This window comes from Streptococcus sp. ST16 (assembly GCF_046098135.1).
Lineage (GTDB): Bacteria > Bacillota > Bacilli > Lactobacillales > Streptococcaceae > Streptococcus.
Map to the genome: position 1 here is coordinate 48004 of NZ_JBJUSE010000002.1, position 18057 is coordinate 66060.

16 protein-coding genes and 1 pseudogene are annotated in these 18057 nt (G+C 41.2%); 9 read left to right on the top strand and 8 right to left on the bottom strand.

What is annotated here, in order from left to right; translation table 11 throughout:
* Nucleotides 1-125 precede the first annotated feature (125 nt).
* Entirely contained in the window at nt 126-2348 is a 2223-nt protein-coding gene (recJ, locus tag ACIY14_RS01970) for a single-stranded-DNA-specific exonuclease RecJ (RefSeq protein ID WP_409001442.1), read from the bottom strand.
* A gap of 177 nt (nt 2349-2525) precedes the next feature.
* Here recJ and ACIY14_RS01975 point away from each other — a divergent pair, with 177 nt between their 5' ends.
* From ACIY14_RS01975 to ACIY14_RS01995, 5 genes are all read left to right on the top strand, one after another.
* Nucleotides 2526-3284 carry an amino acid ABC transporter ATP-binding protein gene (locus ACIY14_RS01975; RefSeq protein WP_409001324.1) on the top strand — a complete coding sequence of 253 codons (759 nt, stop codon included), beginning with the start codon at nt 2526-2528 and terminating at the stop codon, nt 3282-3284.
* Between the two features lie 10 nt (nt 3285-3294).
* The gene (locus ACIY14_RS01980) at nt 3295-4089 is read left to right on the top strand and encodes a transporter substrate-binding domain-containing protein (RefSeq protein WP_409001325.1); all 795 of its coding nucleotides are present in this window, start codon (nt 3295-3297) and stop codon (nt 4087-4089) included.
* 12 nt (nt 4090-4101) lie between these two features.
* Complete coding sequence (locus ACIY14_RS01985) at nt 4102-4779, top strand: amino acid ABC transporter permease (RefSeq protein ID WP_000131124.1); 678 nt, start codon at nt 4102-4104, stop codon at nt 4777-4779.
* Between the two features lie 9 nt (nt 4780-4788).
* Nucleotides 4789-5448 (top strand): amino acid ABC transporter permease, encoded by a 660-nt coding sequence (locus ACIY14_RS01990; protein WP_084944379.1) that lies wholly within the window; start codon nt 4789-4791, stop codon nt 5446-5448.
* Between the two features lie 131 nt (nt 5449-5579).
* On the top strand, nt 5580-6362 hold the full coding sequence (locus ACIY14_RS01995) for a DUF4037 domain-containing protein (RefSeq protein ID WP_409001326.1): 783 nt from the start codon (nt 5580-5582) through the stop codon (nt 6360-6362).
* 286 nt (nt 6363-6648) lie between these two features.
* Here ACIY14_RS01995 and ACIY14_RS02000 read toward each other — a convergent pair whose 3' ends face one another.
* The 3 genes from ACIY14_RS02000 to ACIY14_RS02010 form a co-directional block, all read right to left on the bottom strand.
* On the bottom strand, nt 6649-7671 hold the full coding sequence (locus ACIY14_RS02000; RefSeq protein WP_409001327.1) for a YdcF family protein: 1023 nt from the start codon (nt 7669-7671) through the stop codon (nt 6649-6651).
* 67 nt (nt 7672-7738) lie between these two features.
* Nucleotides 7739-8176 carry an Rrf2 family transcriptional regulator gene (locus ACIY14_RS02005; RefSeq protein ID WP_409001328.1) on the bottom strand — a complete coding sequence of 146 codons (438 nt, stop codon included), beginning with the start codon at nt 8174-8176 and terminating at the stop codon, nt 7739-7741.
* Nucleotides 8177-8248: 72 nt separating this feature from the next.
* Nucleotides 8249-9091 (bottom strand): metallophosphoesterase family protein, encoded by an 843-nt coding sequence (locus tag ACIY14_RS02010; RefSeq protein WP_409001329.1) that lies wholly within the window; start codon nt 9089-9091, stop codon nt 8249-8251.
* A 197-nt stretch (nt 9092-9288) separates the two neighbouring features.
* Between ACIY14_RS02010 and ACIY14_RS02015 the strand changes: the two genes are divergently transcribed.
* Together ACIY14_RS02015 and thrS are read left to right on the top strand one after the other, a co-directional pair.
* Entirely contained in the window at nt 9289-9663 is a 375-nt protein-coding gene (locus tag ACIY14_RS02015) for a hypothetical protein (RefSeq protein WP_409001330.1), read from the top strand.
* A gap of 335 nt (nt 9664-9998) precedes the next feature.
* Nucleotides 9999-11942 (top strand): threonine--tRNA ligase, encoded by a 1944-nt coding sequence (gene thrS / locus ACIY14_RS02020; RefSeq protein WP_409001331.1) that lies wholly within the window; start codon nt 9999-10001, stop codon nt 11940-11942.
* 259 nt (nt 11943-12201) lie between these two features.
* Here thrS and ACIY14_RS02025 read toward each other — a convergent pair whose 3' ends face one another.
* The 4 genes and pseudogenes from ACIY14_RS02025 to ACIY14_RS02040 form a co-directional block, all read right to left on the bottom strand.
* The gene (locus tag ACIY14_RS02025; RefSeq protein ID WP_409001332.1) at nt 12202-13251 is read right to left on the bottom strand and encodes a DUF389 domain-containing protein; all 1050 of its coding nucleotides are present in this window, start codon (nt 13249-13251) and stop codon (nt 12202-12204) included.
* 143 nt (nt 13252-13394) lie between these two features.
* Nucleotides 13395-13673 (bottom strand): annotated as a pseudogene (locus ACIY14_RS02030) (ABC transporter permease); the annotation flags it as partial.
* A gap of 75 nt (nt 13674-13748) precedes the next feature.
* Nucleotides 13749-14723, bottom strand: a complete 975-nt coding sequence (locus ACIY14_RS02035; RefSeq protein WP_409001333.1) for a sensor histidine kinase — start codon at nt 14721-14723, stop codon at nt 13749-13751.
* Complete coding sequence (locus ACIY14_RS02040) at nt 14716-15393, bottom strand: response regulator transcription factor (protein WP_000548982.1); 678 nt, start codon at nt 15391-15393, stop codon at nt 14716-14718. The genes ACIY14_RS02035 and ACIY14_RS02040 overlap by 8 nt, the downstream gene beginning before the upstream one ends.
* Nucleotides 15394-15550: 157 nt before the next feature.
* On the opposite strand from ACIY14_RS02040, the gene ACIY14_RS02045 reads away from it, so the two are divergent.
* Nucleotides 15551-16624, top strand: a complete 1074-nt coding sequence (locus ACIY14_RS02045; RefSeq protein WP_409001334.1) for a DUF2974 domain-containing protein — start codon at nt 15551-15553, stop codon at nt 16622-16624.
* Between the two features lie 162 nt (nt 16625-16786).
* Nucleotides 16787-17980, top strand: coding sequence for an oxidoreductase (locus ACIY14_RS02050; protein ID WP_409001335.1), 1194 nt, complete (start codon nt 16787-16789; stop codon nt 17978-17980).
* The last annotated feature ends 77 nt before the right edge of the window (nt 17981-18057 follow it).

Below are 18057 nucleotides of genomic sequence, written 5' to 3' on the forward strand. Positions count from 1 at the left end.
CTTATTCTAAAAGCTCTAAAACTTTCAGCCGAATCTTTTCCTACCATTATACCATTTTTTTGATTATTTTCAAAATGAAGATTTATTTTCAAAAAAGAGCTGGTTACCCAACTCTTTCCTAACTTCTACTCTTTTCTCATCAAAAAGTCATACATTTCTTGCACTGTCCCCAGCGCCATCATTTCTTGATTTTTTACGGTCTCTTTGAGATTTTGGTAAATCTGACTTTCACCAATTTCCCTTTTCGGCGCTTCTTTATTGACTGTCATGACACCGTCTTTGATCGTCACAAAACCTAGCTCTTCAAAGACTTGAATCATCTTGACCAGCAAGATTTGTTGGATATTGAGATAAGCCGCCAAATCTTTCAACTTGTAGCGAATATCAAACTCTGGAAACTGGTAAATGGTCTTGTACAATTTGGCAAACTGCTCTCTGGTCCCATAACCTGTCAGATAATAGGCTTTGTCAATGTCATTTTTGAAATAGACGGCAGAGAAATGTTGCTCCTGAAAAATGGTCTTCAGCAAGCTAATATCCTCAGGAATGGTTTTTACAACAACCGCTTCACTATTCGCCAAATCTGGCACTTTTCCAGAGAAATTCAAGACTGGAACCCCTTCTGGCAAGACTGCGTTCTTCCCACGAATGTTAAAGAGTTGAACACCTTCCACACGCGCATCTACCATCATCAACTGGAGGGCAGTTTGGCCATTCCATTGATTAACAGACAAGGTGACTGCCAATTCTAAGTTTTTTGTTTGAGCAAACTCTGTCGCCCATCTACCTTGTCCGAAGGCTACCACTTCAAAACTCGCCTCACCCTTAGAAATTTTCAGTTTGAGGTGAGCATTGCCTGCTCCCATGGTTCTAGCACTTTCGACCTGAAAATCCTTGATATAAAAGACAGGTTTCTGATTGTCCATTCCAAAAGGTGCCAACCGTTCAAAGCTTTTAACCGTTTCTAAACTAAGAGTCTCCAAATCCAGCTCTTCATCTAGATTTAACTTGTTCTTGCCACCAGCATCTGCGCCTTTTTCACGGATATAGTCTTCCAAGGCCTGAGATAAATCTGAAAGTTTCTCAACTTCCAACGTCATGCCCGCCGCACCAGCATGGCCACCAAATGCGATAAATAGGTCTCGATGGGGATCCAGAGCCTCAAAAATATCGACCGCTTCCACACTACGAGCACTACCCTTGGCACGACCGTCCTCTATATTGAGAACGATGACTGTCTGCCCCAATTCTTCCAGCAAGCGACCAGCCACGATACCCAGAACTCCAGAATTCCAGCCTTCCTTAGCCAAGACCTGAACCTTCTTCTCAGGATCAACCATGGTCTTGGCGTCTTCATAGATAGATTGAACGATTTCCTTGCGCTCTTCGTTTTTCTGATGAATCATGAGGGCAATCTCATGCGCTTCCTCATCATCAAATCCAGTCAACAAATCAATGGCTGGATTAGGGTCGTCCAATCGCCCCAAGGCATTCAAACGAGGGGCAATCTGAAAGCCAATCGTTTCTTCTGTCACTTCATTAGCAGCAATCCCAGCCATGTCCAGCATTTCTTGTAGTCCAATGCGCTGGGTATGTCCCAACATCTCTAGACCATATTGAACCAAGATACGGTTTTCATCCGTCAAACTCACCATATCTGCAATGGTACCGATAGCAACCAAATCAAGCAGTTCCACTTGCACTTCTTCTAAAAGGGCGCAAGCCAGCTTGAAAGCAACTCCACAACCAGCCAGATATTTGAAAGGATAGTTCGCACCTGGATGCTCAGGATGGACAATCGCATAGGCATCTGGTAAGGTTTCAGGCATGGAATGGTGGTCAGTCACGATAACATCTACTCCCATAGATTGGGCCAGTTCAATGGCTTCGTGACCCGCAACTCCATTGTCCACTGTCACAATCAAGGAAATCCCTTCTTGCTCGATAAAATATTTATAAACACTGGCATTGGGGCCATAGCCATCTGTAAAGCGATTAGGCAGGTAAACACGGCACTCTGCGCCCAGCTGTTCCAAACTTTCCTTAACAATAGAAGCCGAAGTCATACCATCCGCATCGTAGTCTCCATAGATGAGGATATTTTCCCCTTCTTTAATGGCCTGACGAATCCGCTCCACTGCCTTGTCCATATCATGGAGCAGATAGGGATCATGCAAGTCTTCCAAAGAAGGTTCTAAGAACTTCTTTAGACTTTCTTCATTCTGAATCCCTCTTTCAAATAATAACCGAGCCACCTCAGGACCCAGTCCAGCCTTCTTGGCTATCTTTGTAAAATCCGCATCTTCAACCTGCGGGGCAAACTGCCATTCATAAGTAGGAGTTATCAAAAAAACATCCACTCTTTCTAAGAATTCTATCGTTTCATTATAACATGATTTAGGCATTTTCTCTATCCAGATTGCTTTTTTATAACATTTTAGTGAATCTTTTTCAGATATGATTTGACAAGGCAATTTTTTTGTTGTAAAATCGTGTTATAAAATCTAACACAAAGGAGATCTCTCATGGCTTTAGTAGAATTTAAACACGTCGAAAAATATTACGGAGACTACCACGCACTCCGCGACATCAATCTCCGTTTTGAAAAAGGACAAGTCGTTGTCCTGCTTGGACCTTCAGGCTCTGGAAAGTCCACTCTTATCCGTACGATCAATGGTTTAGAGGCTGTTGACAAAGGAAGTCTCCTAGTCAATGGACACCAAGTAGCAGGTGCTAGTCAGAAAGAATTAGTGCCTCTTCGCAAGGAAGTCGGTATGGTTTTCCAGCATTTTAATCTCTATCCACACAAAACTGTGTTAGAAAACGTAACACTTGCGCCCATAAAAGTTCTAGGAATTGATAAAAAAGAGGCTGAAAAAACAGCCCAAAAATATCTAGAATTTGTAAATATGTGGGACAAGAAAGATTCTTACCCAGCCATGCTATCTGGTGGACAAAAACAACGGATCGCCATCGCTCGTGGTCTTGCCATGCATCCGGAGCTCCTCCTCTTTGATGAGCCAACATCAGCCCTTGACCCTGAAACCATCGGCGATGTTCTGGCTGTTATGCAAAAATTGGCTCAAGATGGGATGAATATGATCATCGTTACCCACGAAATGGGCTTTGCCCGAGAGGTTGCTGACCGCATTATCTTTATGGCTGATGGAGAAGTTTTAGTAGATACGACAGATGTCGACGACTTTTTCGACAATCCAAGCGAACCTCGTGCCCAACAGTTCCTCAGCAAAATTATCAACCACGAAAGTGACAAAGTCAAATAAGGAGGCGCCTATGAAAAAGAAATTCTTTTTATCCGCATTATTGATTAGCCTTTTCAGCCTTGCTGCTGCCAAACCAGTTCAGGCTGATACCAGCGTCGCAGACATTCAAAAAAGAGGCGAACTGGTTGTCGGTGTCAAACAAGACGTTCCCAATTTTGGTTACAAAGATCCCAAGACCGGTACTTATTCTGGTGTCGAAACGGACTTGGCCAAGATGATTGCGGATGAACTCAAGGTCAAGATTCGCTACGTTCCTGTTACCGCTCAAACCCGCGGTCCACTACTAGACAATGAACAAGTCGACATGGATATCGCAACCTTCACCATCACAGATGAACGCAAAAAACTCTATAACTTTACAAGTCCCTACTACACGGACGCTTCTGGCTTTTTGGTCAATAAATCTGCCAACATCAAAAGCATTGAGGACCTAAACGGTAAAACTATTGGGGTTGCCCAAGGATCCATCACCCAACGCCTGATTACTGAACTGGGCAAAAAGAAAGGTCTAACCTTTAAATTCGTCGAACTTGGTTCCTACCCAGAATTGATTACTTCCCTTCATGCTCACCGTATTGATGCCTTCTCTGTGGACCGCTCTATCCTGTCTGGCTACATCAGCAAACGTACAGAACTGCTAGATGATAGTTTCAAGCCATCTGACTACGGTATCGTCACCAAGAAATCAAATACCGAGCTAAACAACTATCTTGATACCTTGGTCACTAAATGGAGCAAGGATGGTAGTTTGCAGAAACTTTATGACCGTTACAAGCTTAAACCATCTAGCCATACTGCAGATTAAGGAGGATACCCCATGACAGATTTATCATCTTGGACAGCCTATTTTCAGGATTTTGGACAATTTTTCAATGGTTTCCTCTTCACTCTCGCCCTAGCAATTGGATCCTTTATCCTAGCCATGGTTTTGGGCATCTTCTTCGGAGCTATGTCGACCAGTAAACGTCCATTCTTACGAATCCTAGCTCGCATCTTTGTCGAATTTTACCAAAATACTCCCCTCTTGGTGCAGTTTGTTATCGTCTTTTATGGTCTACCTCTTATCAGTGAACACACCATCATGATTCCGATTTATTGGACAGCTGTTCTCTGCGTCGGACTCTATCACGGTGCCTATATTGCTGAGGTTATTCGTTCAGGGATTCAGTCTATTCCTAGTGGTCAGATGGAGGCCGCCTTATCACAAGGTTTCACCTATATCAGTGCTATGCGCTTGATTATCTTGCCTCAGGCCTTCCGTATCATCCTTCCTCCTTTGACCAACCAAATCGTTAACCTTATCAAGAATACTTCAACTGTTGCTATCATCTCTGGAGTGGACTTGATGTTTGTGACCAAGTCTTGGTCAGCTCTCAACGGAAACTACATCCCAGCCTTTCTAGGTGCTGCTCTACTCTACTTTGCTCTATGCTTCCCTGTTGCCCAGTTTGGTCGCAAGATGGAGCAAGCCAACAAAAAAGCCTATTCACTTTAGGAGGTTACTATGGAATCTATTTTAGAAGTTTTGACCCCAGATAACCTAGTCTTTATCTTTAAAGGCTTCGGCTTGACCCTCTATATTTCTCTGATTGCCATCGTCCTTTCTACCCTTATCGGAACAGTGCTAGCTGTCATGAGAAATGGGAAAAATCCTGTCTTGCGGATCATCTCCAGCATTTATATCGAGTTTGTACGTAACGTTCCCAACCTTCTCTGGATTTTCACTATCTTTTTGGTGTTTAAGATGAAGTCCACACCAGCAGGAATCACTGCCTTTACCCTTTTTACCTCAGCAGCCCTAGCTGAGATTATCCGAGGTGGTCTTAATGCTGTGGACAAGGGGCAGTACGAAGCAGGAATGTCACAAGGATTCACTTCAGCCCAAATCCTCTACTACATCATTCTCCCACAAGCTATCCGTAAAATGCTGCCAGCTATCATTTCTCAGTTTGTGACCGTGATTAAGGATACCAGTCTGCTCTACTCTGTTATCGCTCTACAAGAACTCTTTGGCGCCAGTCAAATTCTCATGGGACGTTATTTCGAACCAGAGCAGGTCTTCAGTCTTTATATCCTGATTGCCTTGATTTACTTTATCTTTAACTTTGCCATTTCTAGCCTGTCTCATATGCTAGCAAAACGTTGGCAACAAGCCGCAGAATAAAAAAAAGAAATGTGAACTCAAAACAAGGGTTCACATTTTTTGCTATAAATGAAAAAGGGCAACTCAATGCTATGCAAACGTTTTACTTTTTGGTAAAATGACTTTAAAACCATAAAGCAAGGAGAAAAACAATGATTCAAGACCTTTACAAAGAATTCTCTCAACTGGAACAAGTAGAAGCTATCGCTCTTGGTGGTTCACGTGCAGGACAAGACTACGATCAAAATTCTGACTATGATGTCTATGTCTATCTTAACTCACCTATTGACGAGAAAACTCGTCAAATCATTCTTAGCAACTATTGCTCCTATATGGAAATTGGAAACCAGTTTTGGGAATTAGAGGACGACTGTGTACTAAACAACGGTATCCAAATCGAGTTGATTTATCGTTCTCTGGAGTCGTTTGAACAAGAATTGAACTCAACCGTTTTTCAACACAAAGCTCAAAATGCTTATACAACTTGCATGTGGCATAATCTACTCCACAGCAAGATTCTATACGATCCGAATGGAAACTATGCTTCGCTCCAAAGAACTTACCAGATTCCCTATCCACAGGAACTCAAAAAGCATATCATTGAAAGGCAACTCCTTTTGCTAGAACAAGCCATGCCTGCCTTCTCTCACCAAATAGAAAAAGCTATCAAACGCCAAGATTTTCTCAGTATGAATCATCGTACAAGTGAATTTTTTGCTTCCTACTTTGACTTGTTATTTGCGCTCAATGAGCAAACCCATCCTGGTGAAAAACGAATGTTGGAGTACGCAAAAACCAATTGTACTCTCCTCCCTAAACAATTTGAAGCAACTATTCGCAAGTATTTCCAACTACTCTATCAACCACAACAAGGAGAGCAAGCGATCGTAACCTTGCAAACTATCCTGAAGGAACTAAAAGCCATTTTGCCATAGACCAAAAAGAAAATGTGAACCTCTGTTGTTGTTCACATTTTTATTTGTCGTTGACTGTAAAATTCTAGTCTACTCATATTCAGTTGCCTATTTTTGGCTCTCTCTGAAAATCTGCAACTAGGTTAGAAATTGTTCAATTGATTGACGAGCAATCATGAAGCCGTTCCAAAAACCGCACTCACAATCACTTACCCTGCTCTTTCATTACCAGTGACAATTTTTCCCTTAGGGTTACTACAAGATTTTTTAGAGATTCTAACAAGAATTACAATATGAATTTTACATATTACCATAGAACACCTCTATAGGAGAAAATCAGAGCTAAAATTAATAAAATATAGAAGGCGATAAAAAGCCATCTCATCTTCACACATAGAGCAATATATTCTCTAATAAAGGCCGATGGAATATAGTAGGCAGCTGTACGGCAACCAAGGCCATCTCCCTTCATCCCAATACGACGAGCATAGGTACTGGTACGAAAAACATGGTAATCATTGGTTACAAAGAGAAAACGTGGACTAGCCACCAGCTTCTCCCCCATTTCTTTTGAGAAGAGAAGATTCTCATAGGTCGTCGTTGAGTCTTCCTCTAGGAGAATCACTTCTCTCGGAACATCTGTCTCTTCCAACAAATAATTACAAATTGCCTGAGCTTCGGAAATCTTCTCATCCCCACCTCGACCACCACTTGCGATGATTTGAACATTGGGGTTGAGAGACTGGTGATAAGCTTCTACTGCCTTGTCAATGCGACTCTTCAGTAAGGGAGTCACTTTTTCTCCATTCAACAAACCTGCTCCGTGAATGATAATAAAATCATAATATTTTTTCTTAGGAATAAAAAGGTACAGGATAGAATAAAGCAGAAATCCTGCAAAGGCAAAACCAAAAATCAAATACGAATAAATCAAAAAGAAAAAGATAATATTCACTAGATGATTGGTATAAAACAAGCCCTTGGTATCGCTCACTCGAATCGCCATGATCACAAAAAAGAATAGAATCACACAACCTAATCCTAGAGACAAATAATTTGCCTTGGATTTTCCTTCTTTTTTCAATAACACAAATCCATTATAAATAAGGAAAAAACCACTTAGAAAAACTAAAAGAGGGAGCAAAAGAAAAATCCCTGCAAAGAAAACCATGTGCACTTCTTTCTGTCCAGCTTCGTAAAAAAGATTGGCAATGGACATATAAGAAAAGAGCAGAGACAAAAGTAAGAGAGCTGGATTCCAGAGACTGCGATTGTCCCTTAAAAACGAAACGAGAAAAAGTAGGACAAAAAATCCTGTGATAAAGTACATAGTCTCCTCCTTTGATGACTACATTGTACCATAATTGTGGCAATAGAAAAAGAGGAGCCTAGTCCTCTTATTTTACTATTCTTGCTTCTGCATCTGCCACAACCTGATCCAGACTCATCTGACGAAGTTGATTTTCCATAGCTACTTGGATATCCAGCAATTTCTGATCCAAGACCTTATGAATATTAGCCCCTACTGGACAGTTAGGATTGGGATTGTCATGGAAACTAAAGAGCTTACCAGATTTTCCTAAACATTCGACTGCCTGATAAACATCAAAAAGGCTAATATCTTGGAGGTCTTTGATAATTTCGGTACCACCCGTCCCACGAGCAACTGAAATCAATCCTGCTTTTTTGAGTTGCGACAAAGTCTTACGGATAATGACTGGATTAACTCCAACGCTAGCTGCGAGAAAATCACTGGTCACCTTGCTTTCCTGTCCCTTGATAGCAATGATAATTAGCATATGGGTCGCAATGGTAAATCGACTTGAAATTTGCATTTTGTTCCCCTTTCACCTGAGATTCTCATCATCTCTCTTCTCATACCCATTATACCCCTTTTTGATGTCATGTCAATCATTACTACTATCTAACCATGCATCCAACTCAATATCATGCCCCTGTTCTTGGGCAATCTCATACAGAAGTTCTTGGTTATGAGTATGGTGAATCCCATTTACCAAGCTTTCATAGTAGACCTGGAAATAGGGGAGCTTTAAATCCCTAGCCAACTGCAATTCAGCTTCTACATCATAATCCACTCGTCGAAAATCAACATCAGCCAAACCTGCTTCATCAAACTCTAAAATCATATACTGAGCCCGCAGGTCCTTACGTAATCCCGCATCTAAAAAGAAGGGTTGCCCAATCGAACCCGGATTAAGAATCAACTGCCCATCACTCCCATAACGAAGCAACTGTTGGTGGATATGACCATATACTGCGATGGAGGCATGCGGTTCCGTCACTAATCTATCAAAATCTTCTTGTTTTCCCGTATGAATCAACTCCCTACCCCAGTTTTTATCAGGGAGATGGTGAGTGATTCCCACCATCAAATCACCAAACTGACGATGAACTTGCATGGGTTGATTGTGGAGGTCTTCGATTTCTTCAGGGCTGATTTCTTCTAATATATACTGGCATTGACGTAGGAGGTAGCGATGACTAGCTTTTGTCAAATCTAGCTTACGATGCAAACCTCGCCAGAGACTATTCTCCCAATTACCAAGAACTCTTACAGTAATAGGCAAAGCCGCTAAAAGATTCAATATCCTTCTACGTCCCGTTCCCGGCATAAGAATATCCCCCAAAAGCCAGTACTCATCTACCTTTGCCTTTTTAGCATCAGCCAGTACAGCTTCCAAGGCTGTCGTATTCCCATGTATGTCTGAAAGAACTGCTATTTTCGTCATCCTTTCTCCTCTTTTCCTCTTACTTCTTTTGTTAGTATTATAGCAGAAAACACTCGAAAAGATCCCTATCACTACTCACTGGATTAACTTGTAAAGGCTTCCGAGACGTGCTATAATATAAGTAGAGAGTTTCCCTTCATTTAGGATTATGTGGTCTTCAACATCTCTCAATTTTTGCAGATTGGAGGACTATTGCCATGCGGAAATATCTTAAGTATATTCCATACTACCTTGTTCTATTCTTCTTTTACTGGCCCCTCTATGAGTTGCTTTTACTGCTGATATCTGATTCTTATACGCTGAAGGGACTTTACATTTATAACATTCTCCTCTTTTCTCCCCTAGTAACCTTTATCGTATCGCTACTTTATAGCTATCGATTTCGTTTCTCACTTTGGTGGCTACTTGGTATTGGTCTGGTCTTTTGCTTTACCATCATCACTTTTGGTGAGTTCATCCTGCTTTACTTCCTAGCCTATGAACTCTTTGCCTTACTTGGCTTGGCTGCTGGCATGGGTATCAAGCATGTCTTCCAAAGAGAGAAAAACAAAAAAATTATACAAAAACCTTGAAAATTCTCGCAATCATGCTATAATAATGCATAGAGACAAGTCACTTAGTCCCTTTCTACTAGAGAGTGCGTGGTTGCTGGAAACGCATAGAAAGCCTAAACTGATACTACTCTACTGACTTTTATGCAAACATAAAACGGTGGCTACGTTAAAGCCAATCTGAGGTGTCCCTCTTTTTTGAGGAACATAAATGAAGGTGGAACCACGTTGCGACGTCCTTTTGAGGATGTCGTTTTTTTGATTTATTAACGAAGAAATCAAAAGGAATTTCTATTTATATTTCAAAGGCACCTTCATCATAACTAGGCTAATAAAAACTTTATAAGGAGAAAACCATGATTAAGATTACTTTCCCAGATGGCGCTGTTCGTGAATTCGAATCTGGCGTTACTACTTTTGAAATTGCCCAATCTATCAGCAATTCCCTATCAAAAAAAGCCTTGGCTGGTAAATTTAACGGCAAACTCATCGACACTACTCGTGCTATCACTGAAGATGGAAGCATCGAAATCGTGACGCCTGATCACGAAGATGCTCTGCCAATCTTGCGCCACTCAGCTGCTCACTTGTTTGCCCAAGCAGCTCGTCGCCTCTTCCCAGACATTCACTTAGGTGTTGGTCCAGCTATCGAAGATGGTTTCTACTACGATACCGACAACCAAGCTGGTCAAATCTCCAATGAAGACCTGCCTCGTATCGAAGAAGAAATGAAGAAAATCGTTAAAGAAAACTTCCCATCAATCCGCGAAGAAGTGACTAAGGACGAGGCCCGTGAAATCTTCAAGAACGACCCTTACAAATTGGAATTGATTGAAGAACACTCAGAAGACGAAGGCGGTTTGACTATCTACCGTCAGGGCGAATACGTGGACCTCTGCCGTGGTCCTCACGTCCCATCAACAGGTCGTATCCAAATCTTCCACCTGCTCAACGTAGCTGGTGCCTACTGGCGTGGAAATAGCGACAACGCGATGATGCAACGAATCTACGGCACAGCTTGGTTTGACAAGAAAGACTTGAAGAACTACCTTCAAATGCGTGAAGAAGCCAAGAAACGTGACCACCGTAAACTCGGTAAAGAGCTTGACCTCTTCATGATTTCACAAGAAGTCGGACAAGGTTTACCATTCTGGTTACCAAACGGAGCAACTATCCGTCGTGAATTGGAACGCTACATTGTTGACAAGGAAATCGCTGCAGGCTACCAACATGTTTACACTCCACCAATTGCCTCAGTGGAACTCTATAAAACTTCTGGTCACTGGGATCACTACCGTGAAGATATGTTCCCAACTATGGACATGGGAGACGGTGAAGAGTTTGTCCTCCGCCCAATGAACTGTCCTCACCATATCGAAGTTTATAAACACCATGTACACTCATACCGTGAATTACCAATCCGTATCGCTGAGATTGGCATGATGCACCGATATGAAAAATCTGGCGCCCTTACAGGCCTTCAACGTGTACGCGAAATGTCCCTAAATGATGGCCATACTTTTGTAGCTCCAGAACAAATTGAGGAAGAATTCAAGAAAATTCTTCAATTGATTATCGACGTGTATGAAGACTTTAATTTGACAGATTATCGTTTCCGCTTGTCTTATCGTGACCCAGAAGATAAACACAAATACTTTGACAACGATGAGATGTGGGAAAATGCACAACGCATGTTGAAAGCAGCTATGGATGATATGGAACTGGACTACTACGAAGCTGAAGGTGAAGCAGCCTTCTACGGACCAAAATTGGATATCCAAGTTAAAACTGCCCTCGGTAAAGAAGAAACCCTTTCTACTATCCAGCTTGACTTCTTGCTTCCAGAACGCTTCGACCTCAAATATGTTGGAGCAGATGGTGATGAACACCGTCCAGTCATGATTCACCGTGGGGTTATCTCAACTATGGAACGCTTCACAGCTATCTTGATTGAGAACTACAAGGGTGCCTTCCCAACATGGCTTGCCCCACACCAAGTAACCCTCATCCCCGTTTCTAACGAAAAACATGTGGACTACGCATGGGAAGTTGCTAAGAAACTCCGTGACCGTGGTGTCCGTGCAGACGTAGATGAGCGCAATGAAAAAATGCAGTTCAAGATCCGTGCCTCTCAAACCAGCAAAATTCCTTACCAATTAATCGTTGGAGACAAGGAAATGGAAGACGGAACAGTCAATGTTCGTCGCTATGGCCAAAAAGAAACACAAACTGTCTCAGTTGATGACTTTGTTCAAGCTATCCTAGCTGATATCGCCAACAAATCACGCGTTGAGAAATAAAACAATCACAGTCTGAGAAACATTTTTCAGAGCCAGAAAAAGCAACAACTATTTCAGCTGTTGCTTTTTATATTTTATACTCAATGAAAATCAAAAAGCAAACTAGGAAGCTAGCCGCAAGCTGTACTTAAGTACGGTAAGGCGACGCTGACGTGGTTTGAATTTGATTTTCGAAGAGTATTATTTAACCCGAGCTAGTAGTGATTGACCAAACCACCACACAAGATTTGCTTTCATGAGTTAGATAAGGTCAATATCCTCAATCCTTATCTGCTTCATTTTCTTTTACGAGCTCTTTTTGTGAATCCTTTTCAGAGAGTTTTTGATCGATATACTTGTTAATGGTTTCATAAAATTCCTTGGTCGTCTCACTATCTAATTTTGTCGAATTATGAACTTGATTGACTTTCAATTGAACAGATTGAATACCGTAAGAGGCTTGTTTTTGGTGGAGCGTTTCTAATTCTTCTTCTGAAATCGGATCTCCAACAACCGTCAAGACCAATTCATTGTTCCTTGACTTGTAGACTTGATTAATGACCGTATGATTGGCGAACTCTTTTCCTACAAACTGTTTGATTCCTTCTTTTCGCGCTTGATCTATCGTCAGAGTGACTGCTGAATAGCTGGCTGGAAGAACCAATAATACAATCAAGGATATCAACCCAATTCTCATTTTAATATTTAGCTCTTTAAATGAACTTAAGGGAGATTTCCTCATCAAAATTCTTGTTCCAACAATGTTGGTTAGCATGATAAAGACACAATTGATCAAGAAAAGATAGAGAGCTCCAAATAAAAATCGTACATTTCCATTAGCTAAACCATAGCCTGCAGTACAGATAGGTGGCATCAGAGCTGTTGCAATGGCTACTCCTGGCACGATATTGTTTGCTTCTTTTTTCCTTGAACCAATTACGCCTGCTATCCCACCAGCAATAGCAATGAGAACATCCCAAATGGTTGGAGAGGTTCGTGCAATCAATTCGCTACTTTCATAAGATAAGGGAGAAATCCAGAAATACAGAGCCGAGACAAGCAAGCTGACCAATACTTGAGTAAATAAAACCTCTAGGGATTGTTTGATTAAACGGGTATCAAAAATAGCTAAACCAAAACCCAGTCCAACAATCGGTGTCATAAGAGGGGAAATCAGCATGGCTCCAATAATGACAGCTGTTGAATTCATATTTAGGCCGATAGAGGCAATAAAAATCGCACACATCAAAATCACTGTATCTCTTAATCGAACATGAAGATCATCATATAATTTCTCACGGTATTCACGTGTTGAATAGTTTCCGGTCATTGGTTACTCCTTTTATTTCATATAATCTTGTTTCTGCATGGATGATGGTAGAGAGACTTCTGTCCAATCTTACATATTTTTAATTCTCACCTGTTATTCTTTTGAAAATTATCCTTTAATTATCCGTCAGTCCATCCTTAGCATTATATCAAAAATTTTACAGTCTTTCTCTGAAGAAATCTATCAATTGAACAGATAGAGAAAGTTATCGTCAACCTCATGGTATCATCGACTACTTCAATGACCTTGAGAACTAAACTAAGCATATGATAAGCAAAAGCCAATGGAGAAATGCAAAAATTACAGGAAGGAAGAAAACTGTCAAGATTTGCTTGTTAATGGTTCGCTTAATCTGCTTTTGATCTAGACCTACCTTTTCGTTCGTGGTCTTCATATCCCTCAGAGATTTGTTTATAGTAGATAAAATAATTTACTAGGATACACAGTTAAAGATAGAAAAGCCCAGTTGTCTTATCCTGGGCTCTTATCTACTCTTCTCACTCAAGGACTAAGTTCACTTGAGCAAACTGAATCCGCACTATCGTTCCTTTTCCAACCTCAGACTCAATACGAATCTGGTGACCCAGTTCTTCAGAAATTTTCTTAGATAGGTAAAGTCCAAGTCCAGATGACTGCTGGGTTAGGCGACCATTATATCCTGAAAAGCCACGTTCAAAGACTCGGAGCACATCACTGTTTTTAATCCCGATTCCCGTATCCTTGATACAGAGCTCCTGGCCTTCCATATAAATCTCTAGTCCACCTTTCTTGGTATATTTGAGGCTGTTTGAGAGGATTTGTTCAATGACGACCAACAGCCACTTCTTATCGGTCACGATGATTTTGTCAAGGTCATGTAGATTGACCGTCAGTCCCTTTTGGATAAAGAAAAGAGCATACTTACGAACCATCTCCTTGATCAAGTCCTCCACTTGAACCTGTTCAAATACCAAATCATCGTGAAAACTCTCCAAACGCAGGTACTGCAACACCAGATTGGTATAGGAGTCAATCTTGAAGATTTCCTGTTCCAGTTGCTGCTTGACCTCCCGATCAGAAACTGCTGCCACTAAAAGTCGACTAGCCGCAATGGGGGTCTTGATCTGATGAACCCACAAGGTGTAGTAGTCAAGCAAATCCGTCAGTTTACTTTGGGCTTCTGACTTCTTTTGATACAATTCAGACTCACGCTCTTCGAGTTTTTCCGCTAGCACACATTCCAAAGGAGACTTTGGGTCTCTTTCAGCATAGAGCACTTCCTGCCGGTAAACCTGAGCTTCTGCAAAAATATCCCAAACCAAAAATAAAACAGTCAAAAAACTACTGAGCAGCAAAAAATAAAGAAAATAAGATCCTAGACTAGCAAATAAAAACTGAAAGAGAAGGACGAGAAAGCCTAATGAAAAAATATAGGTAAAAACGCGACTGCGAGAGCGCAGATAGGCTAGAAAAAATGATTTCCAATCAAGCATGTTTCAGTCCGTATCCTATCCCTTTCTTGGTTTCGATAAATCCAACCAAACCTTGCTCTTCCAATTTTTTACGCAAACGAGCAACGTTGACAGACAAGGTGTTGTCGTCGATGAAAAAGTCGCTGTTCCAGAGTTCCCGCATCAGGTCATCACGCGCCACGATATTCCCTGCGTGTTCAAACAAAACCCGCAAAATTTGAAATTCATTCTTGGTCAAACTCAGGACTTCCCCCTGATAGTGCAGATCCATAGACTTGGTATTGAGGATCACACCCGCATACTCTAGCAGACTTTCATCACGGCCAAATTCATAGGAACGGCGCAACAAGCCCTGAACCTTGGCAAGGAGGACCTGCTGATCAAATGGCTTGGTCACAAAGTCATCTGCTCCCATATTGATCGCCATGACAATATCCATCGCCTGGTCTCTCGAAGACAGAAACATAATGGGCACCTTGGAAATCTTGCGAATCTCCTGACACCAGTGGTAACCATTAAAAAGAGGCAGACCGATATCCATGAGGACCAAATGAGGCTCCGACTGAACAAATAAACTCAACACTTCCATAAAGTCTTCTACCAAAACGACTTCAAATCCCCACTCAGAGAGCAGTTTCCCAACTTGTTGTCGAATAACTTGGTCATCTTCTACTAGTAAAATCTTGTGCATGCGCTCCTCCTTTTTCTATTATTATAACAGATTTTCTAATGGGATAAAACGCAAAGCTGTATTTGAATCAGCACGCTAGCAGTGTAGCAAAATCTAACAAGCCTACTAGCTAATTCTAGGTAAATGTGATAGGATAAACATAGAGAAAGGAGCTTTTATGGCCAATATTTTTGACTACTTGAATGATGTAGCATACGATTCCTTTTATGACCTTCCCATGAACGAGTTAGATGCTCTTGCCTTGACTGAATTAACCTATCTTCCTTTTGATGATGTAGTTGCCCAAGAAGCAAAGCGTCTCATAGATCTAGCACCACAAATCCCTAGAGACACGACGATGTTGACCAATAAAAACCGCCTCCAGTTGTTGGATCAACTCTCTCAACACAAACGCTTTAAAAATTGCAAGCTATCAAATTTTATCAATGATATTGATCCTGAATTGCAAAAACAGTTTGCGGCTATGACTTATCGTATCAGTCTCGATACTTTTTTGCTTGTTTTTCGCGGAACTGATGACAGTATCATCGGTTGGAAAGAAGATTTCCATATGACCTATATGAAGGAAATTCCAGCTCAAAAACATGCCCTCCAGTATTTACAGGACTTTTTTCCCCAACATCCTAACCAAAAGGTTATTCTAGCAGGGCATTCAAAAGGAGGCAATCTAGCCGTCTATGCTGCCAGTCAACTTGATCCAAACTTGCAGAAAAACATTATCGCTATCTATACTTTTGATGCCCCTGGCCTTCACAAGGAACTAACCGAAACACCAGGCTATCAAAACATGATGGAAAGAACGAAAATATTTGTCCCACAAGGTTCTATTATCGGGATGATGCTGGAAATTCCGGACAAAAAAATCGTCGTTCGAAGCACTGCCTTGGGTGGTATCGCCCAGCACGATACCTTTAGTTGGCAGATTGAAGACAAACACTTTGTCCAACTAGACGAGACCAACAGTGATAGTCAGCAAGTCGATACAACCTTCAAGGAATGGGTTGAAACAGTTCCTGACGAAGAACTGCAGCTCTACTTTGACCTCTTTTTTGGAATCATTCTCGATGCGGGCATCTCCTCTATCAACGATCTTTCTTCCTTCAAGGTCATTGAACACGTTCACCATCTCTTTGTCCAAGCCCAATCCCTCACTCCCGAAGAAAGAGAAACCATGGGACGCCTAACCCAACTCTTGATCGACACTCGCTACCAAGCTTGGAAAAATCGTTAAGTTTAGAAAGTCAATGAATCACCCGATTCGTTGGCTTTTTTAGAAAAAAGGGTCAGAAAAGGTAACCTAAATCCTAAACCTTGACGATAAATTCTTTTTTTGTTAAACTGTAACAAACATAATTACATCTGGTGTAAGTTAATCTATGAAAGGACATCTACTATGAAATCATTAAAAGGTATTTTATTTATCGGACTTAGTATGCTTCTGACTATCCTAGCTTGGCTCAGTTCAGGCGCTAGTCAGTTTCTAATCCCTGGTTTAGCTCTTACTACCCTCTCACTTACTTTTATACTAGCTAGCCGTTTACCCTTGCTTGAGGCTTGGTTTAACGGACTTGAAAAGATGTATCTAGCTCACAAATTCACCGCTTTTCTATCTATTCTCCTACTAACCCTACACAACTTTAGCATGGGAGGTCTCTGGGGTTCGCATTTAGCTGCCCAGTTTGGAAATATCGCTATCTATATCTTTATCAGCATTGTTCTGGTTGCCTATCTAGAACAATACATCCAGTATGAAGCTTGGAGATGGATTCATCGATTGGTTTATCTAGCCTATATCTTTGGACTCTTTCATGTTTTGATGATCATGGGAAATCGTCTCCTCTCCTTTAGTTTCCTAGGTCTTATCTTTGGAATCTATGCTATTTTAGGCTTGCTTGCTGGTTTTTATATTATTTTCCTTTATCAAAAGGTCGGTTTCACCTATCTTGGAAAAATCGTAGGAATCAAACACCTCAACCACGATACAACTGAAATTGAAATAGAACTCAGTCATCCTTTCACCTACGAATATGGACAATTTGCTTTTCTAAAAATTTTCCAGAAAGGTTTTGAGACTGCTCCACACCCTTTTTCCATCTCAGGAGGACAAGGACGAACTCTTTATTTTACAATTAAAAATTCTGGTGATCACACCAAGAATATCTATGACAAACTTCAAGTTGGTAGCAAGGTTGCTGTCGATCGAGCCTATGGGCATATGACTATGGCACATGGTTCAAAGCAGCAAATCTGGATCGCAGGTGGTATTGGAATGACACCTTTCATCTCTTATATCCGAGAGCATCCTATCCTAGACAGAAACGTTCGCTTCTACTATAGTTTCCGTGGAGAGGAAAATGCTGTCTACCTAGATCTACTTCGTGAATATGCCCGTCAAAATGCTAACTTTGACCTGTATCTGGTCGATAGTAATGAAAATGGATACCTGACTTTGGAGCAAGAAGAAATCCCTGACCAGACTACTGTCTATATGTGTGGACCTCTACCTATGATGAAGGCCCTTGCTAAGCAGATTAAGAAAAAGAATCCCAAGGCAAAACTCATTTACGAAGGTTTCAAGTTTAAATAAGATCCTTGTCCCTCTAATAAAAAAGAGGGACTTTCTTTTTACTTTATTTCTCTCTTCTATGCTATACTTAGTTGAGT